Source organism: Azotobacter chroococcum (genome assembly GCF_004339665.1).
Taxonomy (GTDB): Bacteria; Pseudomonadota; Gammaproteobacteria; order Pseudomonadales; family Pseudomonadaceae; genus Azotobacter; species Azotobacter chroococcum.
Window position 1 is genome coordinate 130,832 of the sequence record NZ_SMMU01000004.1, and the last position, 14,048, is coordinate 144,879.

Here is a 14,048-nt window from a genome sequence, read left to right on the forward strand (position 1 = left end):
CCTGCGGCGCCTTCGGCCCGGCAGCCCCTTCTGTCGGCCCGGTCGGCGAAACGACCGGTGACTGGCCCTCACGGATTCGGAGTGAAGTATGTACAAATCGACTCGACGAACGGCGCCGGGCGGGCTCCTCCGCAAGGGATGCGCGTTGCTGCTGGCGGTAGGGCTGTCCGCGCTGGCGCCGGCGCTGCAGGCGAAGAGCGCCGGCGAAGCCTCTGCCGAGGCGCTGGCAGGCGGCGTCGAGATCCGCCGCACCACCGACGGCATCCCGCACCTGCGCGCCGCGAGCTGGCGCGGGCTGGGCCTCGGCGTCGGCTACGTGCAGGCGCAGGACGCCCTGTGCACGCTGGCCGAGGCCTTCGTGACCTACGAGGGCCGGCGCGCCTGGTTCTTCGGCGCCGAAGCGCGACCGGCGCGCGATTCCACCTTCGGCCGGCCGAAGAACCTGGACCTGGACTTCTTCTTCCGCGGCTTCGCCGACGCTGCGCTGGTCGAGCGCTTGCGTGCCGAACAACCGCCCGAGCTGCACGAGCTGTTCGAGGGCTTCGCCGCGGGCTACAACCGCTACCTGGCCGAGGCGCGGCGCGGCCAGGATGCCGGGCGGCGCACCTGCCTCGACCAGGCCTGGGTGCGCGAGATCGGCGCGGACGACCTCTACCGCCGCCTGTACGCGGCCCAGATCGCCGCCGGCTATGCGCGCTTCATCCCGGAGATCGTCAATGCCAAGCCGGCGGCGCCCAGAGTGGCCGCCGCGGGGGGCGATGACGCGGCCCTGCGCGCCAGGCTGGCCAAGCGCATCGGCGAGCGGGCGGGCCTGGGCAGCAACGTGCTCGCCTTCGGCCGGCAGGCCACCGGGGAGGAGGGCGCGCTGCTGTTCGGCAACCCGCACTGGTACTGGGGCGGGCCGGATCGCTTCTACCAGATGCACCTGAGCATCCCCGGCCGGCTCGACGTGGCCGGCGTCGCCTTCCTCGGCGTGCCGGTGGTCATGCTCGGCTTCAACGAGCAGGTGGCCTGGAGCCACACGGTGTCGGAGGCGCGCCGCTTCGGCCTGTTCGAGCTGAAGCTCGACGCAGCCGACCCGACCCGCTATCTGGTCGACGGCAGGGTCGAGCCGATGGTGGCGCGCGAGGTGAGCGTGGCGGTTCGCGATGAGAACGGCGAGCCGCGCAGCGTGGCGAGAACCCTCTACAGCACGCGCTTCGGGCCGGTGGTCGACCTGGGCGGGCACAATGCCGCCTTCGGTTGGAGCGCCACGCATGCGCTGGCGATCCGCGACGTGAACACGGAGAACTTCCGCATCTTCCGCAACTTCTTCTACTGGAACCAGGCGAAGTCGCTCGACGAGTTCATCGCCATCCAGCGCCGCGAGGCGGCGGTGCCCTGGGTCAATACGGTGGCGATCGCGCGCGGCGACGGGCGCGTCTGGTACGGCGACGTCGGCGCGGTGCCCAACGTCACCGACGAGCTGCGTGAAGCCTGTTCCACGCCGCTGGCCAAGGGCTTCGCCCGTCTGGACGCGGCGGCCCCCTTCCTGGACGGCAGCCGTTCGGAATGCGCCTGGCGCACGGATGACGAGGCGGTGCAGCCGGGCGCCATGCCGGCCCGCGGCATGCCGCAGCTGCTGCGCGAGGACTATGTCGCCAACATGAACGACAGCTATTGGCTGAGCAACGTGCACCAGCCGCTGGAGGGCTTCCCCGCCGTGCTGGGCGGGGAGCGGCAGCCCCTGTCGCTGCGCGGGCGGCTGGGCCACCGGATCGCCGAGGAGCTCTCCCGGGGGGCGCCGCAGCCGGCGCAGGCGCTGAGCCGCCAGCTGATGCAGGCGGTGCTCACGCCACGCGCCTACTCCGCCGAGCTGTTCAAGGACGAACTGCTCGCGCAGGCCTGCGCCCAGCCGGTGGTGGCGCTGGATGGCGCCGACCTGGAGGCGGCGGAGCCTGGAGGCAGCGTCAAGGTCGGGCTGGCGGCCCGGAAGGTGGAGGTCGCCCGGGCCTGCGAGGTCCTGCGCCAGTGGTCCGGCAAGGCCGACGCCGACGATCGCGGCGCGTTGCTCTGGGAGGCCTTCTGGGCGCGCCTGGAGAGGATTCCGGACGATGCGCTCTATCGGGTGGCCTTCTCCCGCGAGGCGCCGCTGGACACTCCGCGCGCGCCGGGCCGCGATGACGGCCGCGTGGCCCGGGCCCTGGCCGTTGCGGTGGAGGCGCTGGCCGCCAGGGGGCAGGCGCTGGATGCGCCGCTTTCCAGCGAGCGTTTCGTGGCGAGCGGCGGCGGCCGGCTGCCGCTCTATGGCGGCTGCCACTCGGCCGGCTATTTCACCGTGGCCTGCCCTTACGAGGGGGACGAGCGGCTGGGACCGAACGCGCTGGCCAACAGCTACCTGCAGGTGGTGCACTTCGGCCCGGACGGCGTGGAGGCGCACACGCTGCTGGCCCATGGCCAGGACGAGACGGCGGTCGACAACGGCCGCGGCAGCGCTCCGGTGGCGCGCTACGCGCGCAAGGACTGGCTGCGCTTCCCGTTCCGCGAGGCGGACATCGCCCGCGACCCGCAACTCGGGCGGGTCGTGCTGCAGCCCTGATCGGCGAGGTGCGTCGCCCGGTGCGTGGCTGGCATGCACCGGGCGGGTGCCAGGCCGGCGGTAAACAAAGCGGCGGGCGATCCGTCTTGGTTTGAGGTGTTTTCCGTTCTCCAGCCCGAGGTGATCCATCCGTGCTTGTCCATCTGATCAGAGAGTCCCGCCGCCTGCTGGCCGCCGCCGCCGTCGTGAGCGTCGTATCCGGGGTGTGCAGCGTGCTGCTCGTCACCCAGATCAATGCCGCACTGACAGCGGGCAGCCCGGAGCAGCGCGCCAGCCTGGCCTGGCACTTCGCGGGCATCGCGCTGGCGGCGATGCTTGCCCACATGCTCTCGTCGGTGCTGTTCGAGCGCCTGAGCCAGCGCTCGCACGCCGAGCTGCGGCGCTTCATCTCGGAACGGGTGGTCGGCGCCGATTTTCGCCGGCTGGAGGAAATCGGCGGGCCGCGGGTGCAGTCGGCGCTGTCCGAGCACAGCGCCACGGTCGCCGAGTTCTTCGTCAGCTTCCCGGCCATCCTGGTCAATGCCATCGTCGTGGCCGGCTGCCTGACCTACATGGCCTGGCTGTCCTGGCAGATATTCCTCGCGGCGGCCGTGGTCATAGGACTGGGCTCGCTCGGTTACCACCTGGCCCATCTGCGGGCGATCCGCCATCTGGACGCCGCCTCCAAAGAGCAGGACCGCCTGTTCGGCCACTTCCGCTCGCTGGTGGAGGGCGCCAAGGAGCTGCGTCTGCATGCGCTCAAGCGGGCGCGCTTCTCGAAGGAGGTGCTGGGCGCCTCGATCGAGGGCGTGCGCCGCGAGCGCACGCTCGGCATGTCGATCTTCGTCATCTCGGCGGCCTGGGGCAATTTCCTGATCTATGCCTTCATCGGTCTGGTGCTGTTCGTGCTGGTCGGCGATGTGCCCGACCGGGCGCGGATCATGACCGGCTTCGCGCTGGTCTTCGTCTACATGGTGGCGCCGCTGGAGAACCTGCTGCTCGCCCTGCCGAGGGCCAATCTGGCCAAGGTCTCGGCGGCGCGCATCGACGAGATCACCAGCGAGTTGCAGCAGGGCGAGGCCGAAGCCCTGCCGCAGGCGCCGGCCGCGCTCGCCAGCCTGAGCCTGGAGGGCGTCTGCCACCGCTATTACCACGAGGCGGCCGACGAGGTGTTCACCCTGGGGCCGGTCGACCTGGACTTCGCGCCCGGGCAGCTCAGTTTCCTGGTCGGCGGCAACGGCAGCGGCAAGACCAGCCTGGCCAAGCTGCTGGTGGGCCTCTACCGGCCGGAGGAGGGCGTGATCCGGCTCGACGGCGAGGCGGTGGACGACGGCAACCGCGATGGCTACCGGCAGCACTTCTCGGCGATCTTCTCGGATTTCCACCTGTTCGAGCGCCTGCTCGATGCGCCCTCGGCCGATCTGGACGCCAAGGGCAACGCGCTGCTCGCCAAGCTCCACCTGCAGCACAAGGTACAGGTGCGCGACGGCGCCTTCACCACGCGCTCGCTCTCCCAGGGGCAGCGCAAGCGTCTGGCGCTGGTCGTGGCCTATCTCGAGGACCGCCCCTTCCTGGTCTTCGACGAGTGGGCGGCCGACCAGGACCCGGTATTCAAGGAAGTGTTCTACTGCGAGCTGCTCCCCGAACTGAAGGCCATGGGCAAGACCGTGCTGGTGATCTCCCACGACGACCGCTACTTCCACCTCGCCGATCGCCTGATCCGCATGGAGAACGGCCAGGTGACGGCGGTCGAGACGCCGGCCCGGGCGGTGGCCGCGGAGCCGCAAACGAGCGCTGCCGGCGTGCCGTCATGAGGCTGCGCAGGCTTGTCGGGGCGGCCTGCGACGGGCTGCTGCGCCGCTTCGGCGGCGGGCGTTGGCGGATCGACCGGCCGCTGCTGGTGCTGATCCATCGCTACGTGGGCCTGACGATGGCCGGCTTCCTGCTGGTGGCAGGCCTCACCGGCAGTCTGCTGGCCTGGAACGAGGAGCTGGAGGCCGCCATCAGCCCGGCGCTGTTCCATGCCGAGCCGCCCGGGCCGGAAGCCCGGCCGCTCGATCCCCTGGCCCTGCGCGCGCGCGTCCAGGACCTGCACCCGGAGGCCTTCGTGGCGCGCACGCCGCTGACGGTGGAGCCGGGCCGCTCGATGGTCTTTCGCCTCTTTGCGCTGCCCGACGCCAGCGGCGCGGTGCCCGAGCTGGCCAACGACCAGGTCTTCGTGAACCCGTACACGGGCGAGGTGCTCGGCGCGCGCAAGTGGGGCGACATCGCCCAGGGGCCGAAGAACCTCATGCCCTTCGTCTATCGCCTGCACTACTCGCTGGCGCTGGGCAGCGTCGGCAGCTACCTCTTGGGCATCGTCGCCCTGTTGTGGACGCTGGACTGCTTCGCGGGCGCCTATCTGACCTTCCCGGCCCGCCAGCGCAACCGGGCGCCGCGTACGGCGGGAAAAGGCTGGCCGGCCCGCTGGTGGCCGGCATGGCAGGTGCGCTGGACGGGCGGCAGCTACAAGCTGAACTTCGACCTGCACCGTGCCGGCGGCCTGTGGCCGTGGGCGATGCTGTTCGTGCTGGCCTGGAGCAGCGTGGCCTTCAACCTGTCCGAGGTCTACGACCCGGTGATGAAGGCGCTGTTCGCCCATCAGCCGGACGCGGCGGAGAGGCGGAGCCCGGCGTCCTTGCCGCTCGAGCCGGACCTCGACTGGTTCGAGGCGCGCGAGACCGGCCGCCGCCTGATGGCCCGGGAGGCGCAGGCGCAGGGCTTCGCCGTGCAGTGGGAGGACGCGCTCACCTACGACCCGCGCAGCGGGCAGTACCGCTACCGGGTGCACAGCGATCGCGACCTGTCGCAGCACTGGGGCGGCACCCAGGTGAGCTTCGACGCCAACTCCGGCGCGCTCGTGCACGTCTGGCTGCCCACCGGCGCGGCCAGCGGCGACACCCTCCGCAGCTGGTTCGTCAGCCTGCACATGGCGGCGCTGTGGGGTCTGCCGTTCAAACTCTTCGTCTGCGTGCTGGGCCTGGCCGTGGCCATGCTGTCGGTCACCGGGACGCTGATCTGGTGGAGAAAGCGCCAGGGCCGCGTCAAGATGGCGGGCAAGCGGATGGCGGAGAACGCCGTTGCCCATGCGGCGAGGCTGGATGGGCAATGAGGTTTTGATGGTCGCGGTGTGCTGCCCGGGGATTGAGCCTGCCCTTCGGCGGCGACTGCCCGCACCGCCCTTGTAGGAGCCAGCTGGCTGGCGATGCCTTTGCGTCGGGTCCTGATCGCCAGCAGGCTGGCTCCTGCGGGACAGGGAAACGCGGACAGCGTTTTTCCTCTACCTTCGCGCTTGTGGTGGGAAAGGCCTGCGGCCGTTTCCCACCCTACGAATCCGGACCCGGGCGTAGAGTGGAAAACCGCGCAGCGTTTTCCACCGCTGCCATGACCCGAAGGATCTGCCGCCATTCCCGGCCGGTTGCGCCCCAGCCAGTCGGCCAGCAGCGCGGTGGGGCGCGCCTCACTGCACCACGGCGATCGGATGCCCGCTGTCGGGATGCTGCAGCACGCGCATCGGAATGCCGTGGATCGCCTCCAGGGTGGCGGGATTCATCAGCGCGGCCGGGCTGCCGCTGGCCAGCAGGCGGCCGCCGTGCAGGGCGACCAGCCGGTCGCAGTAGCGGGCGGCCAGGTTGATGTCGTGCAGCGCCACCACCACGCCCAGGGCCAGGCGCCGGCTGAGTTCGCGCAGGCGGACGAGGATGTCCAGCCGGCGGGCCAGGTCGAGCGCCGCCACGGGCTCGTCGAGCAGCAGGTAGCGGGTGTTCCGCGCCAGCAGCATGGCCAGCCAGACACGTTGCCGTTCGCCGTCGGAGAGCCGGTCGACCCGCTGCCCGGCGAGCTCCGCGGTGCCGGTCAGCTCCAGCGCGCGCTCGGCCTGCAGCCGGTCGCAGGCGCCGAAGCGCCCCAGCAGGCCGCGCCAGGGATGGCAGCCGAAGCCGACCAGTTCGCACACCCTCAGGGTACACGTCGCCGGCACTCGCTGCGGCAGATAGGCGACCAGGCTGGCGAACTCGCGCGCGGACCAGGCGGCCAGCGGTCGCTCGTCCAGCCGCAGCAGGCCGCCGCTCGGCGCCAGCTGGCGGGCCAGCAGCCCGAGCAGGGTGGACTTGCCCGAGCCGTTGTGGCCGATCAGGCCGACCATCTGGCCGCGGGGGATCTGCAGGCTGACCGGGTGCAGCAGGGGGCGGCCGGCCAGGTTGAAGCTGACGTCATTCAGCTCGAACATCGGAACTCCGCTCCTTGTGTAGCAGAGCAGCAGCGCTGCGGGGGAGCCGGGACTTTAATTCAGATAATAATGCTTATCAATTGCTATTCTGGCTCGGACGGCTCTGGGGCGCGGCCGGGAAGGAATCCTTCCGGCAAAATAGGAAATAAAATTCTAAAGCTGTATTTACTGGAATTTTTTTCAATCAAGGTTCAGTCCTGCCAGAGCCGTTTCACTGTACTCGGGCATGCCGTTCGCCCCAAAAGGTGAGCGGAAACCGGGTGAAAATGTATTGTTTCGGCAATGGCCGGCGGCTGATGGCCGGTTGAGGAACTGCCGGCTTCGGAACTTGCCGCAGGCAAGTCGCTGGCCAGTCGTTGAGGTGTTGAACAGGCATTTGATGCAGGAGGGTATTTTGAATTCCATGGAAAGATCGTTGAGGCTCTTGTCAGTACTGGGCATCGCTGTATGTCTTTCCGGCCAGGCATTCGCGTCGCAGGCATCGCCCGAGCGCCAGGCGGAGGTCGCCCGGCGTGGTACGCAGGTGATGCCCTTCGCCTTGAGCCAGACCACGCATGTCTTCGAAAGAACGCCCGACGGCGGCGTACAGAAAGTCGTCCTGAAGGACGGTGCGGACCCCGCCCAGCTGAGGCTGGTCCGTCAGCATCTGCAGGACATCGGCGATCAGTTCGCCAAGGGGGATTTTTCCGGCCCGGAAACCATCCATGGCCACGACATGCCGGGCCTCGAGGCGCTCAGGCAGGCCAAGCCGGGCGAGATGTCGGTGAAGTACGCGGATCTCCAGAACGGTGCGCAGCTGCAGTTCATCGCCAGCAGGCCCGAGCTGATCCATGCGCTTCACAGCTGGATCGGCGCCCAGCTCGGCGACCACGGCAAGGACGCTGTGGAGGGGCATTCCGCGCATCATCACTCGATGCACTGAGCGTCGACCGCCGCCTCTGTAGCGGCGCACGGGAGATGACGGCTACTCCAGCTCGTCGATGGAGGTGATCAGGCGCAGGCCGCCGGCGGATTCGCGGGGCGCGGCGGGGGCCTGGGCGGTGCGTTCGGCCCTGGCCTTGGCGCGCTCGACCCAGCTCAGGCCGCCGCAGTGCAGGGCGAGGCTGACCTCGTTGAGCAGGTCCTCGATGGTCTGGCCGGTGCCGACGATGATCGGCTGGATGCCGGCGGCGATCAGCCGCTTGATCGACGAGGTGCCGATCGAGGCGGCGTAGATCGCCGAGCAGCCGTCGAGGAACTCCAGCTTGGCGATCACCTTGTCTTCCGGCGGCTTGGCGGCGAGGCGTTCCAGTTCCTCGGCGCTGAGCTGCAGGTCGACGACGTTGGCGGTTTCCTCGTCGGTCGACAGGGCCTTGAGGCGGTTCTCGCCCTTCATGTCGACCTTGACGAATTCGCCGACGCCAAGCAGTTCGGCGTAGCCCGGCGAGACGTCGTAGACCACCAGGGTGTCGGCGGCGCCGAAGTGCAGGTTGACGTTGACGCGGTCGTTGGAGGCGAAGGCGACTTTGATCATGCGGAAATGCTCCTCGCGGAAGGTGCGGCGGCGCCGTCGAAGTCCTGGCGCAGCGGCGAGTGGTAGGGGGCGATGCCGGCGCCCCGGGGGGCGAACAGGTTGGCCAGTTCGAAGAGCAGCTGGCGCGCGCCGCGGTAGCCGACCCACAGGCGCGCCGCCGCGCCGTAGTGGTCGTACTGCGGGAAGCCCGCGCGCAGCAGCGGGATGCCCAGGCGCTCGGCGCTCTGCAGGGCGTGGGAGTTGCCGATCAGCAGCTGCGCGCCGGCGGCGCGGGCGCGCTCCTCGAGATCCTCGAAGTCGCCGACCACCACCTCCTCGACGTTCAGCGCCTGCAGCGCCGCCGTGCGGCAGGGGCTGACCGCGGCGACCAGGCGGGCGCCGATGTCGTCGAGAAAGCGCCCGAGGGCGACCAACTGGTCGGCGTCGGCGCCGATGGCGATGCGCGCGCCGCCGACCGGGACGTAGCTGTCGACCAGGGCGTCGAGCAGCTGCTCGCGCTGGCGGAGGATGCGTGCCGGCACCGGGCGGCCGGAGACGTCGGCGAGCGCCTGGACGAAGGCGTCGCAGTCGGCCAGCGCGGTCAGCCCGGGCAGGCGCAGGTCCGGCACCCCGGTGCGCGCCTGCAAGAGGTCGGCGGCGCTGCCGAGGGAGTCGCCGATCACCAGGGTCAGCGCCGAGCGGCCCATGGCGGCGATCGCCTGGCGGCTGGTGCCGCCGCTGGTCAGGGTGCTGTAGCCCTGGGGCGTCAGGTGGCCGTCGAGGGAGTCGGCAAGGTCGGGAAGGATCACCGCCTGCAGGCCGAAGGCCTCGATCCATTCGCGGATCGCCTCGACGTCGGCGGGGGTCAGCATCGATCCGGCCAGCAGGTTGACCTGGCGATGGGCGCGCTGCGCCGCCGGCAGTACGGCGTCCGGCACCAGGGCCTCGATGATCGCCTGCACCGCCAGGGCGTAGCCGCTCTCCAGCCCGCCGAGGGTGTCCGGGGTGTTCACCGCGATGACGCTGGCGCTTTCGCAGCGGCCGGCGTGAAAGCTGCGCAGCACGCGGCGGATGTCGGCGCCCTGCATTTCCACCAGGCCGGTGGTGACCAGCCCGATCACCTCCGGGCGGTGTTCGTCGATCACTGTGGCCAGGCCTTCCTGCAGCCGCTCGTCGCCGCCGAGCACGCTGCTGAACATGTCGAGCGCGGTGGTCTGCAGCGGGATGGGCTCGCGGAAGTGGCGGGTGAAGAACACCTTGCTGAACGCCGTGCAGCCCTGGGCGCCGTGTTCCAGGGGCAGGCTGCGGGCCAGGCCGAGGAAGGCCAGCGCGGCGCCCATCGGCTGGCTGACGCGCAGCGGGTTGACGCTCAGCGGCTTGTTGGTCTGGACGATCCGGGCCATGTCAGGCTTCCTCCAGCAGGGCTGTCGTGGTGCTCGCGCGCACCCAGCGCGGCTCCTGGCGCACGCGCTGCCACACCGGGCTGTGCACGGCCAGCGCCAGCTGGCGGGCCAGTTCGACGAAGCCTGCGTAGCCTGCGTAGCCGAAGTCGCGTTCGTGGTTGATGTCGAGGAAGGCCAGGCGCGCCTTGAGCGCGGCGTACAGGTAGCGGCCGCCGGCGATCAGGATGTCGGCGCCGCTCTCGATGCAGGTGGCGATCAGCGCGCCCTGGTCGTTGTCGTCGATCATCCGGGCGTTCGCCCCCATCAGTTCGCGGATCCGCGCGCGGTCCTCCTCGGTGGATTTCTCGGTGCCGGTGGCGATCACCTCGACGCCGAGATCCTGCAGCGCCGAGACCACCGACCAGGATTTCACCCCGCCGGAGAAGATCAGCGCGCGCTTGCCGGCCAGCCGTTCGCGCCAGGGGGCGAGCGCCGCCCTGGCCTTGTTCTCCTCGCGCAGGATCAACAGCTCGGTGCGCACCGACAGCGACGGGTCGTCGATCGCCCTGGCGAAGTCGCGCAGCGCCTGGGAGGTGTCGGCGATGCCGTAGAAGCTGCCCTCGAAGAACGGCGTGCCGTAGTCCTCGCGCAGGTGGCGGGCGACGTTGAGCATGGCCTTGGAGCAGACCACCATGTTGGCCTTGGCGCGGTGCATGGTCTGGACCTCGCGAAAGCGCGCGTCGCCGGAGAGGGTGCAGAGGATGCGCAGGCCGAGTTCGTCGAACAGCGGCGCGACGCGCCAGAACTCGCCGGCGATGTTGTATTCGCCGATCAGGTTGACGTCGTGCACCTTGATCCCGCGGCCGACGGCGCCTTGCGGAACCGGCGCCGGCTCGCGGCTGCCGATGACGTGGCGGTAGAGGGTCTCGCCGGCGATGCGGTTGCCCAGGCTCTTGGTGCCGTAGAAGCCGGCGCCGTCCACCGGGATCACCGGCACGCCCCAGCGCTGGCTGGCGTCGCGCGCCACCGCCTCGATATCGTCGCCCTGCATGGCCGGCACGCAGGTGCCGTAGACGAACACCGCCTGCGGACGGTAGCGCTCGACCGCCCGGCGGATCGCGTGGAACAGCTTCTTCTCGCCGCGGCCCATGATCACGTCGACGTCGGACAGCTCGGTGGTCATCCCCAGGCGGTACAGCTGCGGGCCGGAGGAGCTGCTGCCGCGCAGGTCCCAGGAACTGCCGGCGCAGCCGATCGGGCCGTGGACGATGTGCGCGGCGTCGGCGATCGGCAGGATGGCGATCTGCGCGCCGTCGAAGGCGCAGCCGCCCTGGGTGGCGCCGGGGCGCGAACGCGAACAGCCGGTCTTGCCCGCCGTGTTGTGGGTGCAGGCCGGCTCGTCGAGCAGGTTGTGGATTTCGGTCTGGTTCATCGTACCCCTTCGGACGGGCAGCGGCCGTCGCGTGCGGTGGATGGAAAAGTGCCGTTCGGCGGGCGGAGCGCGTGCGGCGGGGAGCGCTCCGCCGCGAACCCCTGAAGAAGGCTGGAGCAAACAGCGCGCCAAACCCGGAAAGCCGCGCCGTAGAGCGGGTTTGCCGGGGGAGACGGGGCCTGGGCGTACCGCGGCGAACGATCCCTGTACGCGGCGGTACCTTCGCGAACGGCGCCCGGCACGCCGCCCGCGCTCAGCGGTAGTTCCGGTAGTTGAGGTGGTACTTGCCCATGCGCAGGCCGAGCACGCGGCGGGTCAGGCCGAGGTGGGCCGCGGCCTCGGTCATGTTGCCGTGGTGCAGCTTGAGGGCCTCGACGATGAGTTCGTACTCGATGGCGTTGAGGCGCGCTTCGAGGCCGTCCGCCGGCGCCTCGCCGTCGCCGACCACCGGCGCCTGCAGCGAGGGCGGCAGGTGGTAGCCGTGGATCACCCCGTCCTCGCTGAGCAGCATGGCCCGCTCGATGACGTTCTCCAGCTCGCGCACGTTGCCCGGCCAGTGGTAGGTCTGCAGCATGTTCAGCGCCGGGGTGGAGATGCGCTTGACCTCGATGCCCATCTCCTTCGAGAAGCGCGAGACGAAGTGGTCGGCCAGGGTGATGATGTCGCTGCCGCGCTCGCGCAGCGGCGGGATGGTGATCGGGAAGACGTTGAGGCGGTAGTAGAGGTCCTCGCGGAAGCTGCCCTCGGCGACCATCTCGGCGAGGTTGCGGTTGGTCGCGGCGATCACCCGCAGGTCGACATGAAGGGTGGTGTTGCCGCCGACCCGCTCGAAGCTGCGCTCCTGCAGCACGCGCAGCAGCTTGGCCTGGGTGGTCAGCGACATCTCGCCGACCTCGTCGAGGAAGATGGTGCCGCCGGCGGCCTCCTCGAAGCGGCCCTTGCGCAGGCCGATGGCGCCGGTGAAGGAGCCCTTCTCGTGGCCGAACAGCTCGCTCTCGATGACCGATTCGGGCAGCGAGGCGCAGTTGAACTTGACGAACGGCCCCTTGGCCATCGAGCTGTTGTAGTGGATGGCGCCGGCCACCAGTTCCTTGCCGACGCCGCTCTCGCCGAGGATCAGCACCGTGGTCCTGGTGCGCACCACGCGCTCGATCAACTGGTAGACCTCGAGCATCGGCTTGGAATTGCCGATGATGTTGGCGGGCTTGAAGCGTTCCCCCAGCGCGCTGCGCAGCCGGCGGTTCTCCGCCTCGAGGGCGACGTTCTCGACGTTCTCGACCAGGTACAGCTCGACCGCCTGGGCGGTGGTGGTGGCGAGGATCGACAGCACCTCGACGTCGAGCTTGAGCAGCTCGGCGTTGTCGTAGAGGCGCTCGGCGCTGATCGTGCCCATCACCTGGCGACCGCGCATGATCGGCACGCAGATGAACGACAGGTTGGCGTCGTCGCTTTCGCAGTCGCGGCTGCCGGTGCGGTTGAGGAACGCCGGCTCGTCGCGGATGCAGGGCACGACGATGCTCTGGCCGGTCTCCACCACCCGCCCGGTGATGCCCTCGCCGAGCAGGTAGACGCCCTTGCCGGCCTCCTCGGCGCTGAGGCCGAAGCTCTCGTGCAGGACGATGCTGCCGGAGTCGCGGTCGTGGAGGCTGACCATGCCGCGCACCACCTTCATGTGGCGCTGCATCAGGCGCAGCAGGATGTTGATGATGCTCGACAGGTCGCCGCTCTCCGTGGCGATCTGGCTCATTTCGTAGAGCAGCGGCAGCAGGTCCGTGCGGCACTCGCCGAAGTCGCATTCGCAGTAGTGGGGAAGACTGGACATGGAAACCGCTCCTGTCTGGCGTGCTGTCGGGCGCATGGGGGTTGCTCAGGGGGCCGGCAGCACGCGAACCGAGGGGTTGCCGAGCACCCTGACCAGCTCGCGGCGCACGCCGCCGAGGGTCTGGGCAGACATCGCGCAGCCGACGCAGGCGCCCTTGAGGCGCAGGCGGACGATGTTGTCCTGCACGGTGACCAGTTCGAGGTCGCCGCCGTCGCGCTGCACTCCCGGGCGCAGGCGCTCGATGGTGTCGCGCACCAGCGGCAGGGACTCGGCGGGGATCGGCGTGATCGCGAGGGTGGTTGCGGTTTCCTCGCTATCCAGCGGCGGGTTGGACATGGCGTGCCTCCTCATGGCGTGCCCGCCTCGGCTGCCGGGAGGCCGCGCGCGGGGCGCTGCTCCGGCGTGCGCTGTGCAGCGGATGGCGGACAGATTGTCGAATGCGCAGCCGTCCCTCGGGGATGGCCCGGCGCAGGTCATTCATGCGAATGCGTGACTTGTCCGGAGGTGCCGGACAGGGGCGAACAGATCCTTCTCCCGCCAAGGCTCGGGTGCCTGGCTGGCGGGGCCGGGAAGCAGTGTAGGGCAAGCGTTATATATTCGTAAATATAACGCTGAGGGGCGGAGCGTGCGCGGATGGGGAAGGGCGGAGCGGCGCGGCTCCGCCCGCGGGCCTCAGCCGAGGACCAGGATGCCGTCCATTTCCACCTGCGCGCCGCGCGGCAGGGAGGCGACGCCGATGGCGGCGCGGGCCGGGTAGGGCTGCGCGAAGTAGCGGCCCATGACCTCGTTGACCTTGGCGAAGTGCGCCAGGTCGGTGAGGAAGATGTTCAGCTTGACGATGTCGGCGAACGAGCCGCCGGACGCCTCGACGACCGCCTTGAGGTTCTCGAACACCCGCACGGTCTGGGCTTCGAAGTCGCCTTCGACCAGTTCCATGGTCGTGGGATCGAGGGGGATCTGTCCGGACAGGTAGACGGTGTCGCCGGCCTTGATCGCCTGGGAATAGGTGCCGATGGCGGCGGGGGCCTTGTCGGTGTTGATCACGGTCTTGCTCATGGGGAGCTCCTTGGGGGGAAAGTCTGAACGGGCGCGCGGG

General features: G+C 69.9%; 11 protein-coding genes and 1 pseudogene. 4 read left to right on the plus strand and 8 right to left on the minus strand.

The features are described from left to right. Positions 1-145: 145 nt before the first annotated feature. The 3 genes and pseudogenes from EV691_RS05845 to EV691_RS05855 all read left to right on the plus strand — a co-directional run bounded on the left by EV691_RS05845 (position 146) and on the right by EV691_RS05855 (position 5,708). Positions 146-2,578 (plus strand): penicillin acylase family protein, encoded by a 2,433-nt coding sequence (locus EV691_RS05845; RefSeq protein WP_207390260.1) that lies wholly within the window; start codon positions 146-148, stop codon positions 2,576-2,578. Positions 2,579-2,706: 128 nt separating this feature from the next. After that, a pseudogene (locus EV691_RS05850) lies at positions 2,707-4,371 on the plus strand (cyclic peptide export ABC transporter); the annotation flags it as partial. Next, positions 4,368-5,708 (plus strand): PepSY-associated TM helix domain-containing protein, encoded by a 1,341-nt coding sequence (locus tag EV691_RS05855; protein WP_131300761.1) that lies wholly within the window; start codon positions 4,368-4,370, stop codon positions 5,706-5,708. The pseudogene EV691_RS05850 and the gene EV691_RS05855, both read left to right, overlap by 4 nt. A 348-nt stretch (positions 5,709-6,056) precedes the next feature. Here EV691_RS05855 and EV691_RS05860 read toward each other — a convergent pair whose 3' ends face one another. Both EV691_RS05860 and EV691_RS23780 read right to left on the minus strand, forming a co-directional pair. Next, positions 6,057-6,824: an ABC transporter ATP-binding protein gene (locus EV691_RS05860; protein WP_131300763.1), complete on the minus strand. Its 768-nt coding sequence runs from the start codon at positions 6,822-6,824 to the stop codon at positions 6,057-6,059. A gap of 180 nt (positions 6,825-7,004) precedes the next feature. Beyond that, positions 7,005-7,376 (minus strand): hypothetical protein, encoded by a 372-nt coding sequence (locus EV691_RS23780; protein WP_243649658.1) that lies wholly within the window; start codon positions 7,374-7,376, stop codon positions 7,005-7,007. Here EV691_RS23780 and EV691_RS05870 point away from each other — a divergent pair. Continuing rightward, positions 7,363-7,746, plus strand: a complete 384-nt coding sequence (locus tag EV691_RS05870; RefSeq protein WP_243649659.1) for an aspartate carbamoyltransferase — start codon at positions 7,363-7,365, stop codon at positions 7,744-7,746. The two genes, EV691_RS23780 and EV691_RS05870, sit on opposite strands and share 14 nt — an antisense overlap. A gap of 42 nt (positions 7,747-7,788) precedes the next feature. Here the strand turns inward: EV691_RS05870 and EV691_RS05875 are convergent, their stop codons facing one another. The 6 genes from EV691_RS05875 to EV691_RS05900 form a co-directional block, all read right to left on the minus strand. After that, positions 7,789-8,337, minus strand: coding sequence for a NifB/NifX family molybdenum-iron cluster-binding protein (locus EV691_RS05875; RefSeq protein ID WP_131300767.1), 549 nt, complete (start codon positions 8,335-8,337; stop codon positions 7,789-7,791). After that, positions 8,334-9,719 carry a nitrogenase iron-molybdenum cofactor biosynthesis protein NifN gene (nifN, locus tag EV691_RS05880; RefSeq protein WP_131300769.1) on the minus strand — a complete coding sequence of 462 codons (1,386 nt, stop codon included), beginning with the start codon at positions 9,717-9,719 and terminating at the stop codon, positions 8,334-8,336. The genes EV691_RS05875 and nifN overlap by 4 nt, the downstream gene beginning before the upstream one ends. A 1-nt stretch (position 9,720) precedes the next feature. After that, positions 9,721-11,130, minus strand: coding sequence for a nitrogenase iron-molybdenum cofactor biosynthesis protein NifE (gene nifE, locus EV691_RS05885; protein ID WP_131300771.1), 1,410 nt, complete (start codon positions 11,128-11,130; stop codon positions 9,721-9,723). 253 nt (positions 11,131-11,383) lie between these two features. Further along, the gene (locus EV691_RS05890) at positions 11,384-12,952 is read right to left on the minus strand and encodes a sigma 54-interacting transcriptional regulator (protein ID WP_131300773.1); all 1,569 of its coding nucleotides are present in this window, start codon (positions 12,950-12,952) and stop codon (positions 11,384-11,386) included. Positions 12,953-12,997: 45 nt separating this feature from the next. Next, entirely contained in the window at positions 12,998-13,288 is a 291-nt protein-coding gene (locus tag EV691_RS05895; RefSeq protein ID WP_089169588.1) for a NifU family protein, read from the minus strand. A 336-nt stretch (positions 13,289-13,624) separates the two neighbouring features. Further along, positions 13,625-14,008: a RidA family protein gene (locus EV691_RS05900; protein WP_131300775.1), complete on the minus strand. Its 384-nt coding sequence runs from the start codon at positions 14,006-14,008 to the stop codon at positions 13,625-13,627. Positions 14,009-14,048: the final 40 nt, after the last annotated feature.